Origin of the sequence: Leptospira meyeri (genome assembly GCF_004368965.1) — a bacterium.
GTDB lineage: Bacteria > Spirochaetota > Leptospiria > Leptospirales > Leptospiraceae > Leptospira_A > Leptospira_A meyeri.
Genome location: NZ_SORO01000001.1, coordinates 1,444,664 through 1,466,948, shown reverse-complemented (window position 1 = coordinate 1,466,948; position 22,285 = coordinate 1,444,664). Strand labels below are relative to the sequence as shown.

Below are 22,285 nucleotides of genomic sequence, written 5' to 3'. Positions count from 1 at the left end.
AATGAAATCGATCATTAGCTTTTTGCTTTTGGTAGGTCCGATGGCTCTCTCTGCAGAGGCCGTCGGGTTTAATGATTTGTGGAAGCGAATCGAAGAAAATTCTTCGGCCAGAAAATCCAAATATTTGGAATGGAAGGCAGGGGAAATTGCCAAGGATAGATCCGATAAACATTGGTTACCTCGAGTTTATACCGATTTGCGTACTTTCCAAACTAACGATCCCACTTTAAATTTTATGGGAAAACTTAGCCAACGAAGTGCGACAGATTCAGATTTTTCTACAGCCTCTACCAGATATAGACCTGGAAATTTCTTGGATTCGAATAACCAACCTTATTCGACATTAAACTCGGACACAATGAATCTTTTTGCAAAAGATACACTCAATTATCCAGGAAGTCATACTTATTCTCGTGGAACTCTCGGAATGGACTTACCTCTGTATGAAGGTGGATCAGGGAAAACTCTAGCTGCAATGAATGAAAAGCGTACTACAGGTCTTAAGTTTGAGTGGCTTGCTATCCGCGACAGAGAGTTTGCACAATCAGGGTTTTATTATAGAGCCATTCAATCTTTGAATGAATACAAACGAAGATTGGAACAAATCAAAAAAATTGAATCAAGGTTTCAATCCAACTATTCACTCGGTAACAAAGGGAATCCAGTTGGGTATGCAGGTTATCTTGCATTAAAGTCGATCAAAAATCAAATCGCAGTTTTAGAAAAACAATCTGATCTACAAATCAATGATTACAAAGAAACCTTATATGTTCTTTCTGATCTCCCTCCCTCTGAAATTGAGACCGTCGAAACTGATTTGAATGTGTTTTTAGATACATATTTCAAACGCCCTACTGGTTACGAACGATCCAACCAAATGAATGCACAAATTAAATATGCAGAGGGTGAAAGACTCAAAGCCGATATGGAAACGGCAAAGTTTTTACCTAAAGTCGGAGCCTATTCGGAAGCCTATGGATACCATGGAAGTCGAAATACTGCCAATGCCTACCAAGCAGGAGTATATCTGCAAATGAATCTATACAATCCTAAAGATATGGGTGTCGTAGAAGAATCCAAACTCAATGCAGAGGCAGCATTAAAAAAAATTGAAGAAAAAACCAAAGAAGAAGAAGCACATGTAAAATCTCTTTTTCAAAAAGAATTATCACTCAAAGAGAGTTTAGAGTTGGTAAAAGAAACTGTAAAATTCCAAGACGAACAAATTATAAATATGCAAAGACTCTTTCAAAGTGGAGCCATAAACGCCATTCAGTTTGCGGAAACATTGAATAAGTCTTTAGAATTGGCTCGTGTATTAATGGAAACCGAAATCGCAGTTTTACAAGTAAGAACAGAGACATCATTATTTTCAAATAAGGAAGGATCAAATGAATCCATTGGAAGAAATTAGAAAAGGGTTTGCAGGTCGGCTTGCTGAAACTTTTTTGCATTCACGCCTTACGCCAGTGATAGCGATTGCAAGTTTGGTTTTGGGGGTTTTCGCAGTTTACCTAACACCAAAAGAAGAAGAACCACAAATTTCGGTTCCGATGATAGATATCCAAATTCCTTCTCCAGGGTTTTCTCCAGAAGAAACAGAGCGGAAAGTTACTGAGGTTATCGAACGTGCTGTTTGGGGGTTGGAGGGTGTCGAATACGTTTATTCAACAAGTAAATGGCATGGAAGTTATATCACCGTTCGATTTAAAGTGGGAGAACCCATTGAACCTTCACTTGTGAAGATTCACCATAAGTTGATGGAATTAAAGAATTCACTTCCTAAAAATGCACTGAGCCCAATGGTCAAATCCTATTCCATTGATGACGTTCCATTTTTAGCATTGAGTTTTAGTTCAGGCACTTTGGATGATTATTCACTTCGCCAACTTGTGGCTCCTCTTGCTCGTGAACTTTCTTCTACCCCTGATTTAGCCTCTGTACAAATGTTAGGTGGATTAAAAAAAGTCGTTCGTGTGAAAATAGACCCCAGTCTTCTTAATCGTTACGGGGTCACTGCGATTGAAGTAGCAGAAAGTTTAAAACAAAATGATGCTTTGATCCCTGCTGGAAAAAATTGGTCTTCAGATTCCGTTTTTGACATGGAAGTCGGCGGAGTATTAAAGAAAATTTCAGATGTCAAAAGACTCCCTGTTGCTCAGAGGGGAGGTCGTGTGGTCCGGATCCAGGACCTAGCCAATGTAGAAGAAGGGCCTGAAGAGAGAACGAGATCTTCCGCATTGTATGATAAATCTTTGGGAGAAGGAAAACGAAATGCTGTCACGATTGTTTTTGCTAAAAGAAAAGGTACGAATGTTGTTAATTTATCAAAGGATTTGTTAGAAAGGGCAAATCTCTTTCAAAAAGATTTACCAAAAGAAATTCGTTTGAGTGTGATCCGTGATTATGGAAGTACAGCGGAAGATAAATCGCATGAACTCATTGAACACCTTTTAATCGCTACCATTTCTGTTACGATTCTCATTGCGCTCTGGATGGGATGGAGATCTGCTCTTGTCGTTGCCATAGCGATCCCAGTGACACTAGCACTCACCTTGGCCATTTATTATTTCCTCGGATACACACTCAACCGTGTGACTTTATTTGCTCTAATATTTTCCATTGGGATTCTTGTGGATGATGCCATAGTTGTTGTGGAAAATATAGAAAGGCATTTGGAAGAAAATCCAAAGTTGGGAATCATTCGAGCAACACTGGTTGCCGTCTCAGAAGTAGGGAATCCTACCATCCTTGCAACATTTACAGTGATAGCTGCCATTTTGCCTATGGCATTTGTTCGAGGGCTTATGGGTCCTTACATGAAACCAATTCCCGTGGGAGCAAGTCTTGCGATGATTTTATCTTTGATTGTTGCTTTTGTCATCACTCCTTGGGCATCTGTGAGGTTACTAAAAGAAAATCATTCTCATGTGGAAAATGGATCCAGCGAACATAAAATATCCAAACTCGACCAAATTTATATCCGTTTTATGAATTGGTTGTTAGGATTCAAAAAGAATGCAGCTGTATTTGGCGCTGTCACCATTGGATTGTTACTTCTTTCGATGGCTTTTGTTGGGTTTAAGTGGGTAAAAGTAAAGATGTTGCCCTTCGATAACAAAGAAGAGTTTCAGGTATTGTTAGATTATAAATCAGAAACAACACTTAGAGAAAGTATGAGTCATTCAGAAGAATTAACTAAAATTCTTTTGAAAAATCCCAATGTAGAAAAAATTCAAATTTTTGCAGGAGAAGCTGCTCCGTTTTCTTTTTCTGGAATGGTGAAACATTCCTTTCTTCGTAACCTCGATTCGATGAATGATTTGCAGGTGATTTTAAAGAACAAAAATGAACGTAAAGAATCAAGCCATGAGGTCATCGAAGTTTTAAGATCCGATATACAAAAGTTTGGTGAACGTTACGGTGCAGTGACTAAAGTTTTGGAAATCCCTCCAGGGCCACCGGTGATGGCAACAATGGTAGCTGAAGTCTATGGACCTACTGCTTTGGAGCGAAAACGTGTGACAGAAGAAATATACAAAGTTTTCAAAGAAGAACCAAGCGTTGTGGATTTGGATACCTCTCTTCGAAATGGTCGCCCAAAATTAGTCTATCCGATTGATTTCGAAAAGTCTGGACTATTTGGAATCAAAACCTCTGCCTTAGCTTATACTGGTTCCATTCTTTTTTCTGAATCACCTCTGGTCAGTTTGGCGACAGCGGAAGAGCCGGAAGAAGTATCAGTAAACCTCTCCGTGGTTCAGAGCGCACGCGGATCAAAAAATCCATTTCAAAACCAAAATATTATGTCTATGGAATCCGGAGTTGTTTCCTCGGAAAGAGTTTTGGGAAATGTGTATCAGGAAGAAGATAGGGCACTCTTTCGTAAGAATCTAAAGCCGGTTAACTATGTGATGAGCGAACTTTCAGGTGCAGAAGAAGCTCCCGTTTATGGGATGTTAAAACTTGCTCCTAAAATCAAATATGAAACACAAACCGCTGATGTACCTTGGAATACAACAAAACCTGTGATCAAATGGGACGGCGAATGGTTTATCACCTATGAGGTGTTCCGTGATCTTGGTGGTGCTTTTGCTGTTGTGATTTTACTCATTTACGTTTTGGTTCTTGGGTGGTTCAAAAGTTACACTGTCCCCCTTGTGATTATGGCACCGATTCCTATCTCTCTTATTGGAATTTTACCAGGTCACTGGGCAATGGGTGCTTATTTTACGGCAACGTCTATGATTGGATTTATTGCGGGAGCTGGGATCATTGTTCGAAACTCCATTATTCTCGTCGATTTTATCGAAGGTGAAATCAAAAAAGGTGTAGAACTTAAAGAAGCTGTTGTCCATGCAGGTGTAGTTCGTTTTCGACCGATGTTACTGACTGCCTCAGCTGTGGTGGTTGGATCCTTTGTCATGTTGTTTGATCCAATTTTTCAGGGTCTTGCCATCTCACTTATGTTTGGTGAAATTGCGGCCACAGTTCTCAGTCGATTTGCGGTTCCTGTCATGTATTATTGGTTGATTGGGAAATCAAGGCAAGGTGTGATCAAACACGGTTAGTTTTTGGTTTTGAATTCGAATGATACAATTTAATCTTAAAATAAAAAAGGCTGAAAATATTTTCAGCCTTTCAGTCGAACCCTTTGGCTAGAAACCAAAGGTTTTTTTGTCAGACAAACGAATTAACGAGTTCCTTCGTTTTTAATCTCACTGTGATTCTTATACAATCCAGCTGCTGTTAGAGAAGGTGCTCTCACATGTCCAGTGTATTGTGTATAAGTAGTGCTTCCACTCACGATAGAAGTTTGGCATTTATCAAGCCCACCAGCGCGGTTGTATCCACAAGAAGAGTGGTATGCCACAGCATAGTCATCTTCTCCTGGAAGGATTGCAGATGGTCCGAATGCACCTTTGTAACCAGGTACATGGTTGATCTGAATTCCACCAGTGTTGTTGTGATTGAATGCCCCACGAGCCGTGGATACGATGAGAGACTTATCCATCGCATTTCCAGCAAATCCAAACGTTACGCCATTCAGTGCAGAAGCAAGTTCCGATCCACCAGAAGCTGCAGCAAGAGCTGTTACTTTTGTAAGATTGAATCCTTTTGCAGATGCAGTCGAACCAAGGTTTGACAACCAAAATTCAATCGCATAACACCCTGCGGAGTGACAAACGATTTTGCAAGAGTTGGACCCTTTGCAATAGTTTGTAAGTCCAGTCGCAATGTTTGTTTGCGCACGGGCAGTTCCGTAAGTTCTAGGATCAGAAGTTCCATCATATCCAATGAAAATTTTAGATCCAGAAACGGTATTCGCAGAGGTTCCCCAATACGAATTTACGTCTGTTGTTCCCACGCCGTTGTGGTTTTTGTCTGATTTTCCGTGAATGAACACGGTGTATGTTTGTGCACTGAGCGATCCTGCAAACAGCATCGCAAGTACAGTGGTGATGGTTCTTCGCATTTTTTTTCCCTTTCCTGATTTTCTATATTACGACACAAATACCATAAATAAGTCAAATATGTCAAATTATATACGAAGAAGGCAAAAAAAAGGCCAACCGAAATGGCTGACCTTTTCCTTTCTCATGAAGAGAAAGAAGGAGAATTCGGCGACTTACCGATATCCCTCTGATTTGATTTCGCTGTGGTCGAGGTAAAGACCAGTCGCAGTTACAGACGGAGCACGGTAGTGTCCGCTGTATTGTGTGTAAGTAACGTTGGAATTGAAAGGCCAGATTCCTTCACTTTGTGTAAGAGAAGATTGGCATTTGTTGAGGCCTCCAGCTTTGTTGTATCCACAAGAAGAGTGGTATGCGACAGCATAATCATCTTCTCCAGGAAGGATAGCAGAAGCACCAAACATACCTTTGTAACCAGGAACGTGGTTTACGGCAACACCAGCAGTATTGTTGTGATTGAAGGCACCGCGAGCAGTGGAAACGATAAGCGATTTATCCATTGCATTTCCACCAAATCCAAAAGTGATTCCATTCAGAGCAGAAGCAAGTTCTGATCCACCGGAAGCAGCAGCAAGAGCCGTTACCTTTGTAAGATTAAATCCTTTTGACGATGCAGTAGAACCAAGGTTAGACAACCAATACTCAATCGCATAACACCCTGCGGAGTGACAAACGATTTTGCAAGAGTTCGTACCTTTGCAATAGTTTGTAAGCCCAGTCGCAATGTTTGTTTGTGCACGAGCGGTTCCGTAAGTTCTTGGGTCAGAAGTTCCATCATATCCGATGAAAATTTTAGATCCAGAAACGGAGCTAGTAGAAGATCCCCAGTATCCGTTTACGTCTGTTGTTCCCACGCCATTGTGGTTTTTGTCTGACTTACCGTGAATGAACACAGTGTAAGTTTGTGCACTGAGCGATCCTGCAAACAGCATCGCAAGTATTGTTGTGATTGAGCTACGCATCTCTTTTTTCCTTTTCCTTTCTTTAAATGATTCCTAAAAAACTTATCTCCAACCCTCGGTTTTGATTTGTCCGTGGTCGAGGTAAAGTCCTGTTGAAGAAACAGACGGAGCACGATAGTGTCCACTGTATTGGTTGTATGTTTTGTTAGATCCGAAAGGCCAGAGCCCTTCATATTGAGTGAGAGAAGATTGGCATTTGTTTAGGCCACCAGCACGGTTGTATCCACAAGAAGAGTGGTATGCGACAGCATAATCATCTTCTCCAGGAAGGATGAGTGATGCACCAATCATACCTTTGTAACCAGGAACGTGGTTTACGGCAACACCAGCAGTGTTGTTGTGATTGAAGGCTCCACGAGCGGTAGTGACAATGAGAGATTTATCCATTGCGTTCCCACCAAATCCAAAAGTGATTCCATTAAGGGCATTTGCAAGTTCTGATCCACCGGAAGCGGCTGCAAGGGCAGTGACTTTTGTTAGGTTGAAACCTTTCGCAGACGCAGTGGAACCAAGGTTCGATAACCAATATTCGATGGCATAACAACCAGCTGAGTGGCAAACAATCTTACAAGAGTTAGAACCTTTGCAATAGTTTGTGAGCCCAGTTGCAATGTTTGTTTGTGCTCTGGAAGATCCATATGATCTTGGGTCGCTTGTTCCATCATAACCAATAAAAATTCTTGTTCCACCTACAGAATTAACGGAAGAACCCCAGTAGCTGTTAACGTCAGTTGTACCAACACCATTGTGGTTTTTGTCTGATTTTCCATGGATAAAGACTGTGTATGTTTGGGCACTTAGGGATCCCACTAAGAGAAATGCTGTGATGGTTGCTAGTATGGTTCGCATTTTGTTTTCCTGTTTCTGAACGTGTGTTCCCATTGTTTTATAAGTTTGGCAAAAGATTGACAAGAAATTTTTTTACAAATTTAGACAAATTTTTAACATAAATTTGCCATTGTCAGGGTTTCTCTGACAATCTTTAGGACTGAAACCTAGGATTTTGCTAGGGGGATGCGGATTGTGAATAGGGTTTTGCCCGGTTCGCTCTCCACTTGGATGCTTCCGTTGTGGTTTTGTATGATTTTTTGGACGATGGAAAGGCCTAGTCCAGTGCCCATTCCCAATTCTTTGGTGGTAAAAAATGGCTCAAAGATGCGAGGAAGGATGTCTGAAGAGATTCCTTTTCCATTATCTTCGATTGTGATGAGGGCATTCGTTTCCTCTTCTTTCAGAAAAATTCGGATTACACCTCCTTCTTTGGGGCAAGCTTGGATGGAATTGTAGATCAGGTTGGTCCAAACTTGCACGAGTTCGTCGGCATGTCCTAAAACCACCGGATCTCCACTGGTTTTCCAATCGATCTCAATGTTTTGTTTCCAACTAGTAGAATACATAGCAAGAACTGAATCGATCCCTTCTTTCAGAGAGAGAAATTTTTGGGATTCTTTTGGGCCCGAATAAGAATGGTGTTTTAAGGCAAAAACAATTTTGGATGCACGTTCAACTGCTGTTTCAATAATCCCTAAATGAAACCCAATGACAAAATCGTTGAGTTTCGATTGGAAGGTGTTTCTTCCTTCTTCTGAATCAAATAACTTTTGGTATTCTTCCGGAATGGTTTCAATTTTAAAGTCGAAACATGTGTCTGCCAAAGAAATGGGATCGGGAACTAATTTGGATTTAAAAAATGCAATGAGTTCTTTTTTTCTTTTGAACCGGGAAGTGACTTCAGAGCGTTTTTGGGTTTTAAAATCTTCTAAAAATTGTTCTGCTAAAATTACCATTTCCGTTTTTTCAGAACTGATCACATTCATCTGCCCATCTTTAATAAATTGGATACTCCCTTTAATCGCTGCTAGTGGGTTATTGATTTCGTGAGCCACACTGGCTGCAATTTTTCCAAGAGTGGACATTCTCTCTGCTTGTAAAAGTTGTTCTTGGGTTTCTCTAAGTTCTAAGATAGTTTGGTTTAAGGATTCCGTTCTTTCTTCGATTTTTTGTTCCAATTGTAACCTTGCATCACGTACAATCGAAATCATTTCATTAAAGCTATTGGATAACTCACCGATTTCATCTCTGCTGGATACTTTGACAGTAACGAACAAATCCCCAGAATGCATTTTTCGGATCCCTGCAAGTAACCTCGTTAAAGGGTAAACAATACTTGTTTTGTGTAAAACAGGATACAACATGAAGATTGTAAATAAGGAGAATAGGAGTGTTACTATTAGCCAAACAACAGTTTGGTGGACTGAATTTCGATATTCGATGTAAGGGATGGCGACTAAAAAATGATGGTTTTTTGCATAAAAATCAGATATCCAATAAATATCCTTTGGTTCGTTAGAAAAAGACTCCAACTGAAAGGATTCAAAAGTTGCCGGTCGATTTATTTTTTGTTTAATTTTCTCTACAGTGAATTCCGTTTTGTTGATCCGGAAATTTTGGTTCTGGATATCGATTACCAGTTCGGATAGATAAACAAACGGATAATTGGAACCCAATTCCAGTTGAGTTTTAATACTATGTTTTTCGCGACTCATTTCGTTTTGAAAATCGATTCGGAATCGATTGAATAAAAAATTTGCAACAATGGAAAGGATCAAATATAAAACAGTTAAGTTGAAAGTCATGATTTTGAATCCGACAGTCGAAGGAATCGTCTCTTGATTCAGTGAAACCAAGACAAGAATGGTCATGATAATGATTGTTAGGTTAGTGAGTAAAAATAGAAATGTCGGTTTGCTGAAATAATTTAAATCGACGAGAATGTCGGTAAATGCCAAAGATAGGATTCCTAGAATGGCAAAAAGAAATCCGCCTGTGTATCGTTTTTTGGAACCTTGAAAATAGAAATATTTTGCAGAGAGTGCAGCGATTGTATTACCAAGAATCAAACACAAAACACCAGCAATGGAGACGATGGATAGTTGAACGAGAGGAGAGGAAGAATGTTGGTTAGGAACATAGAATTCCATTTTGGGATCAAAGTGGACCTCTCGGAAAAAAAAACCAATTCCGTTCGAAAGGATTGCCATCGTGGCCAAGGCAGTGTGGATGCGAAGGCTCCATGTTTTCCAGCGAGGGAAACTATTTTCTTGAAACCCAAAGGCTAGGTTCGAAGTAGCAACTCCTAAAACTAAAATGACTGGATTTTTCAAAAAAACGAAAACATAAGCGGTCCAAGGTGCGACAAAGGAATTACAAATCGACCAGGCCACAGACCAAAAAAAGAGGCAGGCCAAGGGGACAAGGAGACCACGAAATGTGGGCGTTAGGTCCTCTTTACGGGACATAAAATAGGCAAAGGCAATCCCGCTCACCAAACAGAGCCCAAAATAGAAAAAACTATAAAGATTCAGTAAGGGTGCCAAGCCAATCCAGGAATCCCCAGCAATTGACTTTCGGCAAGCATTTCGTTTCTCTCTTCGGCTTTCGTTGTGCGACGCACAAAAAGACTCTTGCCCCCAGGGGGGGCCAGGGAATCATGGGCTTATTGTGCGACGCACAAATGAAAGTCTGTAGAAAGAGGACCCGATGCGAAAAAGAAACTCACTCACTCAAATTTTAGGAACTTGCCTTTTGGTTGTCATTTTCCTAACAGAATCTTATGGAAAGATCAGCTCAGCCGGCCTTTCTTTTCGAAATGAGTCTTTCAAACGGAAATTGGAGGTATATATTGCCAAAAACCGACCAAGTCTTTCTCTTCAAGAAAGATTAGAGTTAGTTTCAGCGATGGAAAATGCAGCCCTTAACCTTCGCCTTCCGAGTGGAAATCAAAAAGAGCGATATGATAAACTAGGTTTTTTGGTAGGCCTTGTGCACACAGAATCGCAGTTCCATAGACGAGCCAAATCACATAAAGGAGCCCTTGGTCTCATGCAGGTGATGCCAACAACAGCCAGGTGGCTTGCAGAAAAAGAAGGAATCCCCTTTTCTGGAGAAAGGGATCTATATGACCCTGAAACTAATCTATACATAGGTGTTCTTTATTTGAATTACCTAATCGAACGTACTGATTCTCTAGAAGCAGCACTGTTATCTTATAATGCAGGACTTGGTGGTTATAAACGATTTGGAGGCATTCCAGAGTATTCACGATCGGTGTACCGGTACTATGAAGAATGGAAATCAATGCCCACTCCAACAGAAAGTCTGATTTCTGAAACGGTAGCCAGTCTTCTTTCTATCTAAATTTTACTTTACATAGTTTAAAAACCGACAAGGCTCTTATCCGTTTTATAAAACAAAAGGATGGGAGCGTATGGATTTAATTCGTAGATACGGTGTGTATCTAGCAGTTGTTATATTGGTCGTAATTGGCCTTATCTTCTTTTTCATTAAGGATAATGTTGGTTCTGATCAAGATGCTAGAGAGAAAGCCAGACAAGAAAGGATGGCTCGTAACTCTGATCCAACGCAAGGTGATGATAGTTCTGGAAGTGGATCTGATGGATCCGGTGGGATTCCTGACGATGGCGCCACACCTGAATATATTTTAGAAAAATATTTAGAATGGGCTGAATACCCTCCTTTCTCAAGACCGATGTCCATTCTGAATCATGATTTGGCTTTCCCTTTTATCATTGAAACTTCCCCTGACTATTCCATTGATCCAAAAACGAACGAACCAACCGGCTATGTATGTTTATTCCAACCGAAAACTTGGGCTGTGATCGGGAACAAAGACATGATGTATGTAACATTAGAATGTCGTGATAAAGCAAGAAATCGAGTCAAAGTATCTATCGATTCTCATCAAGTTTTTAAAGAATGGGAAGGACAAAGGTATGGAGTTGTCAGCGCTTCTGTGAATGACAATGGAACTGATGGAGACCAAACAAGAGGAGATAATATTTTTACATTCTCTTGGAAACCACAAAAAGCCGATTGGGGGCAAATGTCTCTTGTTGCAGAAATCACTTACGGACCAGAAAATCTTAAAACAACTCTGACTTCTAGTTTCTTTTCTAGTCCTTCCATCCCAGCCGAATTTAACGGAGTTTTTTCAGACTCTTTACAAGATGGATCACTGATTGTTCGCGCAGTGGTGAATGTTTATAAAAAAGGGAAATACCATTTAGAAGCAAATTTAAAAGACGAAAAGAATGGAGAATATATCGCCTATGCAGTGTATGATGGTGACTTGGTTTCTGGTTCTAACGAAGTTGAATTTACTTTTTTTGGAAAAATTCTTCGTGATAAAGATTTAGATGGTCCATATCTTGCGACATCCTTTCGGGGACACCGCGTGAATTTACCGATTGATCCCGAATGGTTCAACCAAGGGGCAGAAGGTCTCAGAAAAATCCAAGCGGCAAAAACAACAGAACCAGATCGTGAACTCGTTGTTCCGTACAAAGATGAGTACAAAACAAAATATTATAAAGTGGAATCCTTCTCGAATGCAGCTTGGGATTCTGCAGACAAACAAAATCGCATTCGTCAAATCAAAGCACTACAATAAGCTATGTTAGAAAAAACTAAAAAATTCATCAGAAAGAGACCTTATTTAAGTCTCTTTCTCCTTTTGATTCTTACCCTTCCCGTCACCTTACATTTTTTGTTTTGGGGACTTGTTGCCTTAAAAGCACCTCGTTACAGCGGAGAGATTGTTTCTGATAAACTGACTTCTCCTGTGACTGTGATCCGAGACGAAGCAGGAATTCCTCATATCGTGGGAGGAGATGCAAAGTCCGCCTATTTTGCATTAGGTTATACAATGGCCCAGGATCGTATTTTCCAGATGGAATTACAAAGACGAATTGGGAGAGGGGAACTCACTGAAATTTTTGGTGAAAAACTCATTCCCACAGATCAGTTTTTGAAATCTCTTCTCTTAAAAAAAACGGCGGAAGAGTATGCCAATCAAAAGGAACATATTTATCCTGAGGCATGGAAGCAACTAGACTGGTTTTTGGATGGGGTAAATCATTTCCTATCTGAAGACAATTTGCCAATTGAGTATACCATTCTTGGAATCAAACCGAAACCCTTTGATCGAGTAGATGCCATATCTTTCCTGTTTTATATGGGTTTTTCTTTTGCGGAAGGAATTAAATCGGACAGTTTGTACACCATTATGGAGTCGGAACTAAAGGGTAGGTCTGCAAGCGAACTTTTTCCGCGTTATGATTTTGAAACCAATGCTACGATTCTGGAATCACAACCGGGTGTGCAGAGGTTAGCTTACGGTCAGGATTTTGAAAAAATCAATCCACCGATGAAACAAAACTCGAAGTTTGCTCCGACTGAGAAAGGATATCTAGCTCCGAATTTATCTCAAAATCTTCTGAGCAAAAAACAATCGGGCGGCCAGGATGTTCTAAATCTAAAACAACTTGTCTCTTTTGTGAGCCAATTACAATTACCGATTGAGCCATTAGAAGGTAGTAATTCTTGGCTTGTCGCTCCCAGTCGTTCTGAAAGTGGCGGTGCCGTTCTTGCCAATGATCCACACATCGCTCTTTCCAATCCTGGGGCTTGGTATGAAGCCTATATTGAATATCCAGGGTATGAAAATTATGGATATTTCCTTTCTATCATTCCATTTCCACTCATCGCACATAACAGAGATAAGGCATGGGGACTTACCATGTTGGAACAAGATGATGTTAATTTGTATTTAGAAACCATCGAAGATGGGAAATTTAAAACAGGAAATACATGGAAAGAATTAACTTATTATCGCGATCCAATTCGTAAAAAGGATGGAACCGAAATTCCATTTGAAGTGGGGATCACGAATCACGGTCCTCTGATAACAGAACATATCAAAGGATTTAAGGGAAGGCCAGTGAGTTTGTATTGGGCTCACCATCATTTACAAAACCCACTTCTTGATGTTCTTTTTCAAATGGGAAAATCCAAATCATTTACAGAACTTGATTCTGCTTCTTCTATGATTGGGGCACCAGGCCTTAATTTTAGTTATGCGGATAAAAATGGAAACATAGCCTATTATGCAGTGGGAAGATTCCCGATTTTAAAATCGGGAAATTCTCGTAAAATTTTAGAAGGATCTACTGGCGATAATGATGTGGTTGGTTATGTTTCGGCAAAAGACAATCCAAAGATCATCAATCCAAAAAATGGAATCATCGTCACGGCAAACAACCAAGTGACAAGTAAATCTCTCCCCGGGTTAGGAAAACCAGATGGAAACTGGCAACCTCCTGATCGTTTTCAAAGGTTAGTTGGTATTTTGGAAACAAAAGAGAAGTGGAGTTTGGAAGACCTCGCGGCAATCCAGAATGATACCGTCTCTTCATTTGCACCGGAGTATTTGGAACTCATTCTGTCTACCGTTAAAGAAGCAAAAACTCCCAACGGGAAAAAGGTTCTAGGAATTTTGAAAAAATGGAATTTTGAACATTTCCCCGAGTCTCAAGGTGCTGCTGTTTACGATGTATTCTTTTACATCACTCTTCGGGAATTGTTAATTGATGAGATGGGCCCTGCCAATTTTGAGTTATATGGAGATATGGCTGAGTATTGGAATGCTTACCGCCGATTTGTAAGGAATACAAATTCTCCCTATTGGGATGACTTACGAACGGAAGGCATTATCGAAACAAGAGAGGATATTCTAAAAAGATCCATTGAGGAAACCGGTAGGTATTTAGAAGCACATCTTTCAGCATCTCCAAGCCTCTGGACATGGAAAAATTTATACAAAATCAAACACCCACATCCTCTTGGCGTATTGCCACTGATAGGTGGTATTTTTGATATTGGCCCTCTTCCTTCTGCCGGTGGTGCCGAAGTGGTAAATAATTTAAAATACAAACTGATGAAAGAGGATTGGACTGCTTTTGCAGGTCCATCCAAAAGACGAGTGATCGATTATGGCCGTTTTGAGGAGTCCGTAACCCAACTTCCGATCGGAAATAGCGGAAACCTTGCGAGTCCATTTTATGGGAACTTAGTGAATGATTATATAAGTGGGGTCCACAGGAAAATCTTGTATTCCAAGGAACAAGTTGGTGCCGGAAAATTCCGATTGGAATTCCGACCTCAGTAGTTTCTGAAAAAATCCCCACTGGGCCAGTGGGGATTTCTATTTTTCTGCGTCCGAAGATTCTATTTTAGCCGATCTTTAAACCAGATGTTTCGCTCCTTCCTCCTTTGTATTTTGTTTGTTACGGCAACTTTTGCTCAATCGTCTTCCGATCGGTTGGCCTTTGCTTTCCGTAGCCAGGCATCGCTTGACCCTCTTCGGATGATTGTTGTGGGTGAGGTTGTTGGGATTGAAAAAGCCAGTTATTATGAAGTGGATACACTTTCACAGGAACTGGAAGTGGATACAAGACCCGATACTGTGACTATTAAAGTGGGTGACCCAAAAGGAATTCGAGTTGGCCAAACATTGTATTTATTAGAAAAGAACCAAGACCACAAAACATTTCGCGATGGAAACATCGTGGGAATGATCACAGTAAAATCCGTTTACCAAACTACTTTTTTTGGATGGCAGGTTCGAGGGGAAGGGTATTTGCGTCTCATTGAAGATCGCCCTGTAACAGCCGCAAGGTTACTAGATACCACAAAATACGATGAAGCCTTTATGGCTAAAAAGAAAGGAGACCATTATTTTGCCAAAGGGCAAATGGAAGAAGCCCTCAGAATGTACAAACATTCTGTTTCTCTTGACCAAGGTTCACCTGACTCTCATTATGCGCTAGGTAAAGCTCATTGGAAAGATGGGGAAGGTTATGTATCAACCGCATTTGAATATTCGATGGCTTGGAAAAACAGAGAAAGATTTTCTAATGCACAAGAAAAGTTGTTATTCCTGGTTGATTATTTGCGATTTTTAACTTTCTATTTTAAAGTAGAAGGGAAAGAAAACAAAAAACAATTGGATTTGATGCCACAAGTGGCAAAAGAAGCACGCACTCTCTACCCAAAAAATTATGAAGTTTGGCTTTATAGTTTTGAAACTTCCTTTCTAAATCTTTTGCATTCGAATATGGCCGATACTGGGGTGGACGGTCGTAAAAAAAGAGAAGAGTGGTCGGAACGTTCCGAAGAATATTTACAAAAGGCCTATGCCCTTAGAAAATCAGATTATTATCTCCATAAACTGGCTTGTGAATTCTATAATCTAAAATGGAAAGAAACACGGGGTTCTGTCAAGGAGACGGATTATCGAAATAAACTAGTTGAACACGGAAAGTTGTTACGCCTTTATTATACAGGAGAAACTACTTTGTCTGAAGATCTTTTGAATGCCATTCGACTAGCTGAAAAACAATCAGGATCACTCTGATAAAATTTTCATACTCTTTTCAAATAAATAGGATTCCAAATACAACATATCATCAGGGGCAGAGCTGAAATAGTTTACCCCGAGATGGAAATGATCTCCCTTATCTAAAAACCGAATGATTTCACCTCGGATGATCATTGTACGTTCCTTACTTAAAGGGATAAACATTTTAATGATATTGTGACGTTTTAAATATTGAAACAATCGTTTGTCGTAAATTTCGAAGAGGAGACCATCAAGAGAAATATCCACAACCTTTGTAGTGGATTGCATGGTTTCATAACTTCCATGTTGGATAGCGATTTTTGTGAATACATAACTGATGATTTCTGCAAGTTCAAAAATATATACTGCTTGGTTATGGGAAATTGTGAATCTTTCCATCGCAGTGGAATAAACTTTAATAAAACCAACAACATCCTCATAAAGACGAATGGGTGTAATCACATAAGAAACATAAAAATTTCTCGATTCGTGTTTGCGCATGGACTCAAAGTATTCTAAAGCAAATTCATCTCCAAATTCCTTTGTCATTTCTTTATATTCATTGAAATAATTAAAGAGGACATCATCCCCAGGGTCATTGATATAGGAAGTGATTCGATTACAGTCGGGGATATAAATGGATTTCCCAGTTCTTAAAATGGTTTTTTTAACAAAGTCATCGTATTCGTTTAGTTTTTCATCCGGTTGAAAAAAATGAATTTCATAATCTTTGGAAATTCGTTCGATAGCCTCGGTTAACATCACGTTGATGAGTTTGCTATCCGGCCTGTCTTTTCGTACTTCTTTCATTAGATGAGGGAACCGACTTTCAGCGTAAAGGTTTTTCCCCACTTCTCTCGAACCACCAGTTAAACTTCTAAATAGAATGATAAAGTTCATAAACAAATCATCCACTGGAATTCGTTTGTTGGTTCTGAGTTGGTAAGATTGTAACTCAGTGGGAGTTTTGATTACCGTTTTATCTTTTTGGATATCTAGAATGACTACCTCAAACTGGTAGTTAATGTTCATTACTTCGAAACGGACACGGGCTCGCCGGGAACCTTGTTCCACCAAATCCGGAATCATTAACGTGACTGTATGAGATTCAATTTCTTCTACAGCGGCGACAAGGGTGTCCTCTTCGTAGATAAATTCGAATTCTCTGTTATCGGCTTTGAGATAATAAAAGAGATGTTTTACGATATTGACATCAGAACCGATGATAGTCTCTTCAAATAACGATTCTAGGATCGTTATGAGTTCCTGCATCGAATCGGTTCTTCCAATTGCCATACTAAAATTATCGATTTTCGAAAGGCGAAAATCGATTTTCTCACAAGGAAAATGTGCTGGGAAACGACAGAATTCGCCGAAATGGGAAGTATATGGAACTCACTCTGCCAAAACAAGTCAATCCTGAACTATTGCCAATGATCCGCCAAGGACTCCTCAGTCCGGAGAAATTAGCCATTCTTACCGAATTGTACGCCATTGTGGAAAGGTTTGCCGGTTCCTTATATACTGACGAAGATACTCAAAAGAAGATTTTGGAACTAACCGGGTCTTTGCCTGATCTCATTACTTGGAGTGATTACTTTCAAACAGAAGTAGCCTCTCGTTATTTTCTAGAATCAGAAGATTCACTTCGAAGAATCGTTGATACCATTCGTTTTGATTTAATCTCTGCGCATTTGATTTTTAGCGGAAAACCAGATCATTATAAAGATAAAATTAGAGCAGAGGTTTTGGTAAGCAAAGGAATTGATTCTCTTCTCCCCAACCAAGATCAGGAAAGCCAACATCTAGAAATTTTACTCAATTACTTTGAAAATATGGAGATCGGGAATAAACCTTTATCTTTACAAGATAAAGCCTGGTACGAATCCTTTCAGATAGATGAAATCGCGATTTGAAACCAAAGAGTATGAATTCCTAGAAATTGAATCCCGTGATACTGAAGACGGAAAGATTGTTTCCATCTTCCTAAACAATCCTACTTCCCGCAATTCTATGACCTGGAAAATGGGGGAAGAGTTTGCTGACCTGATCCATTCCATTAAAAAAGAAAAAGTCCTTCCGCGAGCAGTCATCATTTCCGGTCGAAACGATGTGTTTTGTGCGGGAGGTGATTTAAATTTATTAAGATCTTTTTCTGAAAAGTCTTTCTCGCAAAACAGGCGTGATATGAGGAAATTCTATGGTTTCTTTTTATCTGTTCGTAAACTTCCGGTTCCAGTCATTGCGGCTGTGAATGGCCATGCGATCGGCGCTGGTCTTTCCTTAACCTTTGGGTGTGATTTACGAATTTTTGCAGACGAAGGGAAGTATTCTTTCAATTTTGTAAGACTCGGAATTCATCCAGGTATGGGATCTAGTTTTCTTTCCCCTGAACTCCTCGGAAAAAGTTTAGGAGGAAGGTTATTACTCACTGGTGAAACCTTTGATGGTAAGTTTGCCAAATCTTGTGGGCTTGCACTTGACAGTGTTCCCAAAAGAGAAGTGTATGATCGTGCGATGGACCTCGCATTGTCATTGTCAAAGGCTGCACCTCTCGCCTTACAGGAATTAAAGCGAAATTTATACTCCTGGAAACAGTTGGATTCAGCCTTAAAAAAAGAAGCAGAATCCCAGGCGCGGAACTTTATTTCGGACGACTTTAAAGAGACGATCAAAAGTATCTTAGAAAAGCGGGAACCAAAATTTACCGGCAAATGAAAAATTTAGAAAGTTTCTAAATTATGGCTCGACAAGGATTTTTCAAGGGGTTATACCGAAGCTGAATGGCGGATCTTCCACTCAATCCTGATTGTTTTGCTTGTGATTATAAAAATCACAATGTCTTGCACTGTGCTGCGCATGAGACCATTGAAAGGATCAACGCAGGCAAAGACTTCACTGTCTTCCCCAGAGGAAAACATCTTGTTTCAGCTGGTGAAAAAGCTGCGGGTTTTTTCTTCATCAAATCAGGTCTTGTCAGAAGTTATGTACAACTTGCAAGTGGTAAGGAACAAACCTTACGCCTCAGTGGCCCAGGGGATTGGGTTGGATTTCGAGATTGTATCTCTGATTCGGTTTCCCATCACAATGTCGTAGCAGTTGAAGACACCCATGCTTGTTATATCACTGGAGATCTGATCGATGCTCTCGTAAAGGATGATACCAACTTCCAGAAAGAAGTTTTCAAACAGATGGCGAAGGAATGGCAAGAGATGGAAGAACATGTGGTTTCTCTTGGAACCAAACAAGTCCATGAAAAACTAGCAGAAATCCTAATTGTTTTAGACAACGCCCAAGGTCGAAAAAATCAAGTGGAACTCAAAGTCACACGTGACGTCCTCGCCACATTCATCGGAACCAAAACGGAGACTTTGGTTCGGGCACTTTCTGACCTCAAAGCCAGAGAATTCATTTCTGTCGACAAAAACCGCATTGATATTCTGAACAGAGAAGCTTTGTATTCCCTTTCAAAAATCGCCTAAATTTTTTCCTGAATCTATTAAGCCTCCACCTCGGAATTCCGATGGTAGAAATGATTGATAATCAAGGTAGGGTCTGTTGCCTGATTTTACCTTAAGTCACTCCCGGGGGGCTTCCGAAAGGATTCCCCCTTTTTTTATTTCCCTTGTTTCTTTCTAAGCCATCTAGATTTTGGAAGTTACATGTCTAGAAATCGAGGCCAGAGTCCTAGTTTATTTGGGAATCCCATCCTTCATCCCCTGAATGTAATTCTCATCATCAACTGTCTTATTTTTTTTCTCCAATACTTTGCAAACCAACAGTTAATTTATCGATTTGGTTTAACACCTGATTTTGTGTTAGGTGGTGCAGTTTGGCAAGTGTTTACATATGGTTTTTTACATGCTGTGGATCTTATCCCTTTCCACCTGCTAGTCAATATGTATGGTATGTATATGTTGGGATCCAACATCATCCCCATCATTGGCAAAACTAAATTTACCATTTTATACTTTGCCTCACAAATTGGAGCGGGAATTTTTGTTGTACTTTCTGCTTATTTAAATGAGTTGTTAGGTGGCAATCTTCCTTTTTTAGAATCAATGACCACTCAAACCATTGGTGCTTCCGGCGCTTTATTTGGGTTACTTGCACTTTTTGGAATTTTTTATCCTAACGCCGAACTCTTATTATTTATTTTTCCAGTAAAAGCAAAAAATGCCGTTTGGGTCTCCCTTGTCATTGGATATGTAATTTCACAACTGGGGAATGGTGCCATTTCTAATACTTGCCATTTGGGCGGGGCACTCACTGCTTTACTTCTCTATAAAATTTTCCAAAAACAAATCAAACCAGGGAGTTTGCCATACATCCCAGGACTGGAATGGGAAGCACCGAGAGAGTCCAAAATCAAAGAGAAAGCCAAACCGGCGGTAGTAGAGGATCTCTTTCTTGACCAAAAAAAGATCAATGAAGGTGTTTTGAAACAGATTGATTCTAAAAAAGATAAAGAATCGGTAATAAATTATTTACAAGGAATGCAAGTGACAAACGCCAATATTTGTCCTCCTTCTACGTATAACACCGAGGACCCGATCTGTTTGCGTTGTGAATGGCTGGCAAATTGTGCACTTCGTAAGGCAAAAGAATAATTTTTCGTCTAATTCCTTGACAGACTCCTGAGATGGGGATAATGAAAATATGCCTGTAGAAAAGAAATCCTCTGTGGAAGAGGTTCTCAAACGCGAAAAATTAGCCAAAGAATTTGAAAAAGAAAAACGTGTTTCCGAACAAAAAGCGATCGAACAAGCGGCCGCTAAGTTATCAGCACAAAGCCCGGAAACTACAGAACCAGCAAAAACATCCAAATTTATCACCAATATCGATATTGTTTTTTCTCAGGCAAAAACAGATTTGCGGTTTTATTTTTTAAATGATGGAACCTATGCGGAAGATTTTAAGCGGATGTTCCAAGAAAACGAATCTTTATTCAAACGTTATGGAATCACAAGCCAAAAGTATTTAGAATACATTCGCGAATCCTTTGATCGTTATAAAAAAATTCATGATATGATGCCTCTGGATCCAATGAAACCCAAACATTTTAAATATGTAGAAGATTCTATTTCGGAACTCGTACGAATGTTCAACCAACGTTTCGGAAAATAAAATTTCGAAACAATCTTTTTCTAACCCATCGGAATTCCCTAAAATATGAGAAGTTTTCTTAGGCCAATTGTTGGTTCTAATAGAGGGACTTCTTTGCCAGAACATTGGAAACGCATTCTTATTTTTTCGCTAGTCGCAACGGTTTATCTTTTTTGGGTTTTTGTCGGGTATGATTTAGCTGGGGTTCTAGGTCTCGCTTCCTAAACCTCCCCACATTCTCTCTTGACACCTGGGTTTTCTACCAAACATGCTAGGAATATGGTGGAATCAAGAAAGACATCCGAGACAGACATTCGACTGGACCTAAACGTCCGAGGTACGGGTGTTTACAAGTTTGATACAGAAATCCCGTTTTTTGAGCATATGCTCTCCCATATCTCCAAACATGGCCTTATTGATATGGATCTAAAGCTCAGAGGAGACATCGGGATTGATTGTCACCATTCTGTGGAAGACACCGCCATTCTCATGGGTCAAATGATCCATACCCAGTTAGGTGATAAAAAAGGAATCTTTCGATACGGACATTTTACCCTACCCATGGATGAAGTATTAACGACTGTCGCTGTCGATTTGGGTGGACGTTTTTATTTCAAATACACTGGTCCTCCTATGGATGGGAAATTTGGGATTTATGATGCCGAACTATCTCTCGAGTTCCTTCAGAAATTTGCCCTCAATGCTAAGATGAATTTACACGTAGTGGTTCACTATGGTGAAAACCGCCACCACATCCACGAGTCTATCTTTAAAGGACTTGGTAAGGCGTTACGGCAGGCTATAACGATCGATTCACTGGCAAAGGATCAAATTCCTTCTACAAAAGGAATGTTAGAGTGATTGCAGTTTTAGATTTTGGAATGGGGAATATCCATTCCTTATTGAAAGCCGTTTCCTTATACACAAGTGATTTTCAATTTACCAGTGATCTCGAGACAGTGAAGAAGGCGGATAAAATCATTTTGCCTGGCGATGGTCATTTTGATAAAGCCATGCAGAATTTAAATGAAGCTGGATTTTCTTCTGTTTTAAAAGACCATGTTACTGCCAAAAAACCACTGTTTGGAATTTGTATCGGCTATCAAGTGTTATTTGAAGATTCGGATGAAACTTCAAAACCAGGGGCAACCATTCCTGGTCTTGGATTCATTCGAGGAAAAATTAGGAAGTTCGAAGGCAAACCAAACTTAAAAGTCCCTCACATGGGATGGAACAAACTATTTGATATAAAAGCAAAAAATACAAAACTTCTGAAAGGAATTCCGAATCAATCATTTATGTATTTTATTCATTCCTACAGACCAGTTGGTGTGGACAGATTAGATATTACGGCTAACTGTCATTACTATGGAGAATCATTCCCAGCAGTCGTAGAAAAAGAAACTATTTTTGGTACACAATTTCACCCCGAAAAGTCAGATACAACAGGACTAGGAATCCTAAAAAACTTTATAGAACTTTAA

At 39.8% G+C, this 22,285-nt stretch carries 19 protein-coding genes; 14 read left to right on the top strand and 5 right to left on the bottom strand.

The window, feature by feature from the left end; genetic code table 11:
- The first annotated feature begins 1 nt into the window (after position 1).
- Both CLV96_RS06780 and CLV96_RS06775 read left to right on the top strand, forming a co-directional pair.
- Positions 2-1,414, top strand: a complete 1,413-nt coding sequence (locus tag CLV96_RS06780; protein WP_004786373.1) for a TolC family protein — start codon at positions 2-4, stop codon at positions 1,412-1,414.
- Complete coding sequence (locus tag CLV96_RS06775) at positions 1,392-4,571, top strand: efflux RND transporter permease subunit (RefSeq protein ID WP_134151863.1); 3,180 nt, start codon at positions 1,392-1,394, stop codon at positions 4,569-4,571. The genes CLV96_RS06780 and CLV96_RS06775 overlap by 23 nt, the downstream gene beginning before the upstream one ends.
- A gap of 122 nt (positions 4,572-4,693) precedes the next feature.
- On the opposite strand, the gene CLV96_RS06770 is transcribed toward CLV96_RS06775, so the two are convergent.
- The 4 genes from CLV96_RS06770 to CLV96_RS06755 all read right to left on the bottom strand — a co-directional run bounded on the left by CLV96_RS06770 (position 4,694) and on the right by CLV96_RS06755 (position 9,813).
- Positions 4,694-5,476: a hypothetical protein gene (locus CLV96_RS06770; RefSeq protein WP_004784647.1), complete on the bottom strand. Its 783-nt coding sequence runs from the start codon at positions 5,474-5,476 to the stop codon at positions 4,694-4,696.
- A 153-nt stretch (positions 5,477-5,629) separates the two neighbouring features.
- Positions 5,630-6,436: a hypothetical protein gene (locus CLV96_RS06765; protein WP_004785480.1), complete on the bottom strand. Its 807-nt coding sequence runs from the start codon at positions 6,434-6,436 to the stop codon at positions 5,630-5,632.
- A 42-nt stretch (positions 6,437-6,478) separates the two neighbouring features.
- The gene (locus CLV96_RS06760) at positions 6,479-7,285 is read right to left on the bottom strand and encodes a hypothetical protein (protein ID WP_004787627.1); all 807 of its coding nucleotides are present in this window, start codon (positions 7,283-7,285) and stop codon (positions 6,479-6,481) included.
- Between the two features lie 146 nt (positions 7,286-7,431).
- Positions 7,432-9,813 (bottom strand): HAMP domain-containing sensor histidine kinase, encoded by a 2,382-nt coding sequence (locus CLV96_RS06755; RefSeq protein WP_004785247.1) that lies wholly within the window; start codon positions 9,811-9,813, stop codon positions 7,432-7,434.
- 163 nt (positions 9,814-9,976) lie between these two features.
- On the opposite strand from CLV96_RS06755, the gene CLV96_RS06750 reads away from it, so the two are divergent.
- The 4 genes from CLV96_RS06750 to CLV96_RS06735 all read left to right on the top strand — a co-directional run bounded on the left by CLV96_RS06750 (position 9,977) and on the right by CLV96_RS06735 (position 15,710).
- A complete protein-coding gene (locus CLV96_RS06750; RefSeq protein ID WP_004784248.1) occupies positions 9,977-10,633 on the top strand; it encodes a lytic transglycosylase domain-containing protein in 657 nt (218 codons plus the stop codon).
- Between the two features lie 70 nt (positions 10,634-10,703).
- Positions 10,704-11,906 carry a hypothetical protein gene (locus CLV96_RS06745; RefSeq protein ID WP_004786726.1) on the top strand — a complete coding sequence of 401 codons (1,203 nt, stop codon included), beginning with the start codon at positions 10,704-10,706 and terminating at the stop codon, positions 11,904-11,906.
- 3 nt (positions 11,907-11,909) lie between these two features.
- The gene (locus CLV96_RS06740; protein ID WP_004787511.1) at positions 11,910-14,462 is read left to right on the top strand and encodes a penicillin acylase family protein; all 2,553 of its coding nucleotides are present in this window, start codon (positions 11,910-11,912) and stop codon (positions 14,460-14,462) included.
- A gap of 84 nt (positions 14,463-14,546) precedes the next feature.
- Positions 14,547-15,710 carry a tetratricopeptide repeat protein gene (locus tag CLV96_RS06735; protein WP_004785992.1) on the top strand — a complete coding sequence of 388 codons (1,164 nt, stop codon included), beginning with the start codon at positions 14,547-14,549 and terminating at the stop codon, positions 15,708-15,710.
- Here the strand turns inward: CLV96_RS06735 and CLV96_RS06730 are convergent.
- Positions 15,702-16,991, bottom strand: a complete 1,290-nt coding sequence (locus CLV96_RS06730; RefSeq protein ID WP_004785185.1) for a PilZ domain-containing protein — start codon at positions 16,989-16,991, stop codon at positions 15,702-15,704. The genes CLV96_RS06735 and CLV96_RS06730 overlap by 9 nt on opposite strands.
- 92 nt (positions 16,992-17,083) lie before the next feature.
- On the opposite strand from CLV96_RS06730, the gene CLV96_RS06725 reads away from it, so the two are divergent.
- From CLV96_RS06725 to hisH, 8 genes are all read left to right on the top strand, one after another.
- A complete protein-coding gene (locus tag CLV96_RS06725; RefSeq protein WP_004786380.1) occupies positions 17,084-17,611 on the top strand; it encodes a hypothetical protein in 528 nt (175 codons plus the stop codon).
- Positions 17,595-18,413, top strand: a complete 819-nt coding sequence (locus CLV96_RS06720; protein WP_004787080.1) for an enoyl-CoA hydratase/isomerase family protein — start codon at positions 17,595-17,597, stop codon at positions 18,411-18,413. Before CLV96_RS06725 ends, CLV96_RS06720 begins: the two co-directional genes overlap by 17 nt.
- 65 nt (positions 18,414-18,478) lie before the next feature.
- Entirely contained in the window at positions 18,479-19,177 is a 699-nt protein-coding gene (locus CLV96_RS06715; protein ID WP_004784539.1) for a Crp/Fnr family transcriptional regulator, read from the top strand.
- Between the two features lie 180 nt (positions 19,178-19,357).
- Entirely contained in the window at positions 19,358-20,305 is a 948-nt protein-coding gene (locus CLV96_RS06710; RefSeq protein WP_004785482.1) for a rhomboid family intramembrane serine protease, read from the top strand.
- 49 nt (positions 20,306-20,354) lie between these two features.
- Positions 20,355-20,822: an LIC11177 family protein gene (locus CLV96_RS06705; RefSeq protein ID WP_004787193.1), complete on the top strand. Its 468-nt coding sequence runs from the start codon at positions 20,355-20,357 to the stop codon at positions 20,820-20,822.
- Positions 20,823-20,867: 45 nt separating this feature from the next.
- Positions 20,868-21,026 carry a hypothetical protein gene (locus CLV96_RS19800; protein ID WP_004784112.1) on the top strand — a complete coding sequence of 53 codons (159 nt, stop codon included), beginning with the start codon at positions 20,868-20,870 and terminating at the stop codon, positions 21,024-21,026.
- Between the two features lie 54 nt (positions 21,027-21,080).
- Positions 21,081-21,662 (top strand): imidazoleglycerol-phosphate dehydratase HisB, encoded by a 582-nt coding sequence (gene hisB, locus CLV96_RS06700; protein ID WP_035982884.1) that lies wholly within the window; start codon positions 21,081-21,083, stop codon positions 21,660-21,662.
- Positions 21,659-22,285 carry an imidazole glycerol phosphate synthase subunit HisH gene (gene hisH, locus CLV96_RS06695; protein ID WP_004784418.1) on the top strand — a complete coding sequence of 209 codons (627 nt, stop codon included), beginning with the start codon at positions 21,659-21,661 and terminating at the stop codon, positions 22,283-22,285. The genes hisB and hisH overlap by 4 nt, the downstream gene beginning before the upstream one ends.

What these genes read in the sequence shown, in the direction of transcription:
- CLV96_RS06735 (WP_004785992.1), top strand. Translation starts at nt 14,547, where the DNA reads ATGTTTCGCTCCTTCCTCCTTTGTATTTTGTTTGTTACGGCAACTTTT.
- CLV96_RS06745 (WP_004786726.1), top strand. Translation starts at nt 10,704, where the DNA reads ATGGATTTAATTCGTAGATACGGTGTGTATCTAGCAGTTGTTATATTG.
- CLV96_RS06720 (WP_004787080.1), top strand. Translation starts at nt 17,595, where the DNA reads ATGAAATCGCGATTTGAAACCAAAGAGTATGAATTCCTAGAAATTGAA.
- hisB (WP_035982884.1), top strand. Translation starts at nt 21,081, where the DNA reads ATGGTGGAATCAAGAAAGACATCCGAGACAGACATTCGACTGGACCTA.
- CLV96_RS06730 (WP_004785185.1), bottom strand. Translation starts at nt 16,991, where the DNA reads ATGGCAATTGGAAGAACCGATTCGATGCAGGAACTCATAACGATCCTA.
- CLV96_RS06750 (WP_004784248.1), top strand. Translation starts at nt 9,977, where the DNA reads ATGCGAAAAAGAAACTCACTCACTCAAATTTTAGGAACTTGCCTTTTG.
- CLV96_RS06705 (WP_004787193.1), top strand. Translation starts at nt 20,355, where the DNA reads ATGCCTGTAGAAAAGAAATCCTCTGTGGAAGAGGTTCTCAAACGCGAA.
- CLV96_RS06760 (WP_004787627.1), bottom strand. Translation starts at nt 7,285, where the DNA reads ATGCGAACCATACTAGCAACCATCACAGCATTTCTCTTAGTGGGATCC.
- CLV96_RS06770 (WP_004784647.1), bottom strand. Translation starts at nt 5,476, where the DNA reads ATGCGAAGAACCATCACCACTGTACTTGCGATGCTGTTTGCAGGATCG.
- CLV96_RS06765 (WP_004785480.1), bottom strand. Translation starts at nt 6,436, where the DNA reads ATGCGTAGCTCAATCACAACAATACTTGCGATGCTGTTTGCAGGATCG.
- CLV96_RS06780 (WP_004786373.1), top strand. Translation starts at nt 2, where the DNA reads ATGAAATCGATCATTAGCTTTTTGCTTTTGGTAGGTCCGATGGCTCTC.
- CLV96_RS06725 (WP_004786380.1), top strand. Translation starts at nt 17,084, where the DNA reads ATGGAACTCACTCTGCCAAAACAAGTCAATCCTGAACTATTGCCAATG.
- CLV96_RS19800 (WP_004784112.1), top strand. Translation starts at nt 20,868, where the DNA reads ATGAGAAGTTTTCTTAGGCCAATTGTTGGTTCTAATAGAGGGACTTCT.
- CLV96_RS06710 (WP_004785482.1), top strand. Translation starts at nt 19,358, where the DNA reads ATGTCTAGAAATCGAGGCCAGAGTCCTAGTTTATTTGGGAATCCCATC.
- CLV96_RS06715 (WP_004784539.1), top strand. Translation starts at nt 18,479, where the DNA reads ATGGCGGATCTTCCACTCAATCCTGATTGTTTTGCTTGTGATTATAAA.
- CLV96_RS06740 (WP_004787511.1), top strand. Translation starts at nt 11,910, where the DNA reads ATGTTAGAAAAAACTAAAAAATTCATCAGAAAGAGACCTTATTTAAGT.
- CLV96_RS06775 (WP_134151863.1), top strand. Translation starts at nt 1,392, where the DNA reads ATGAATCCATTGGAAGAAATTAGAAAAGGGTTTGCAGGTCGGCTTGCT.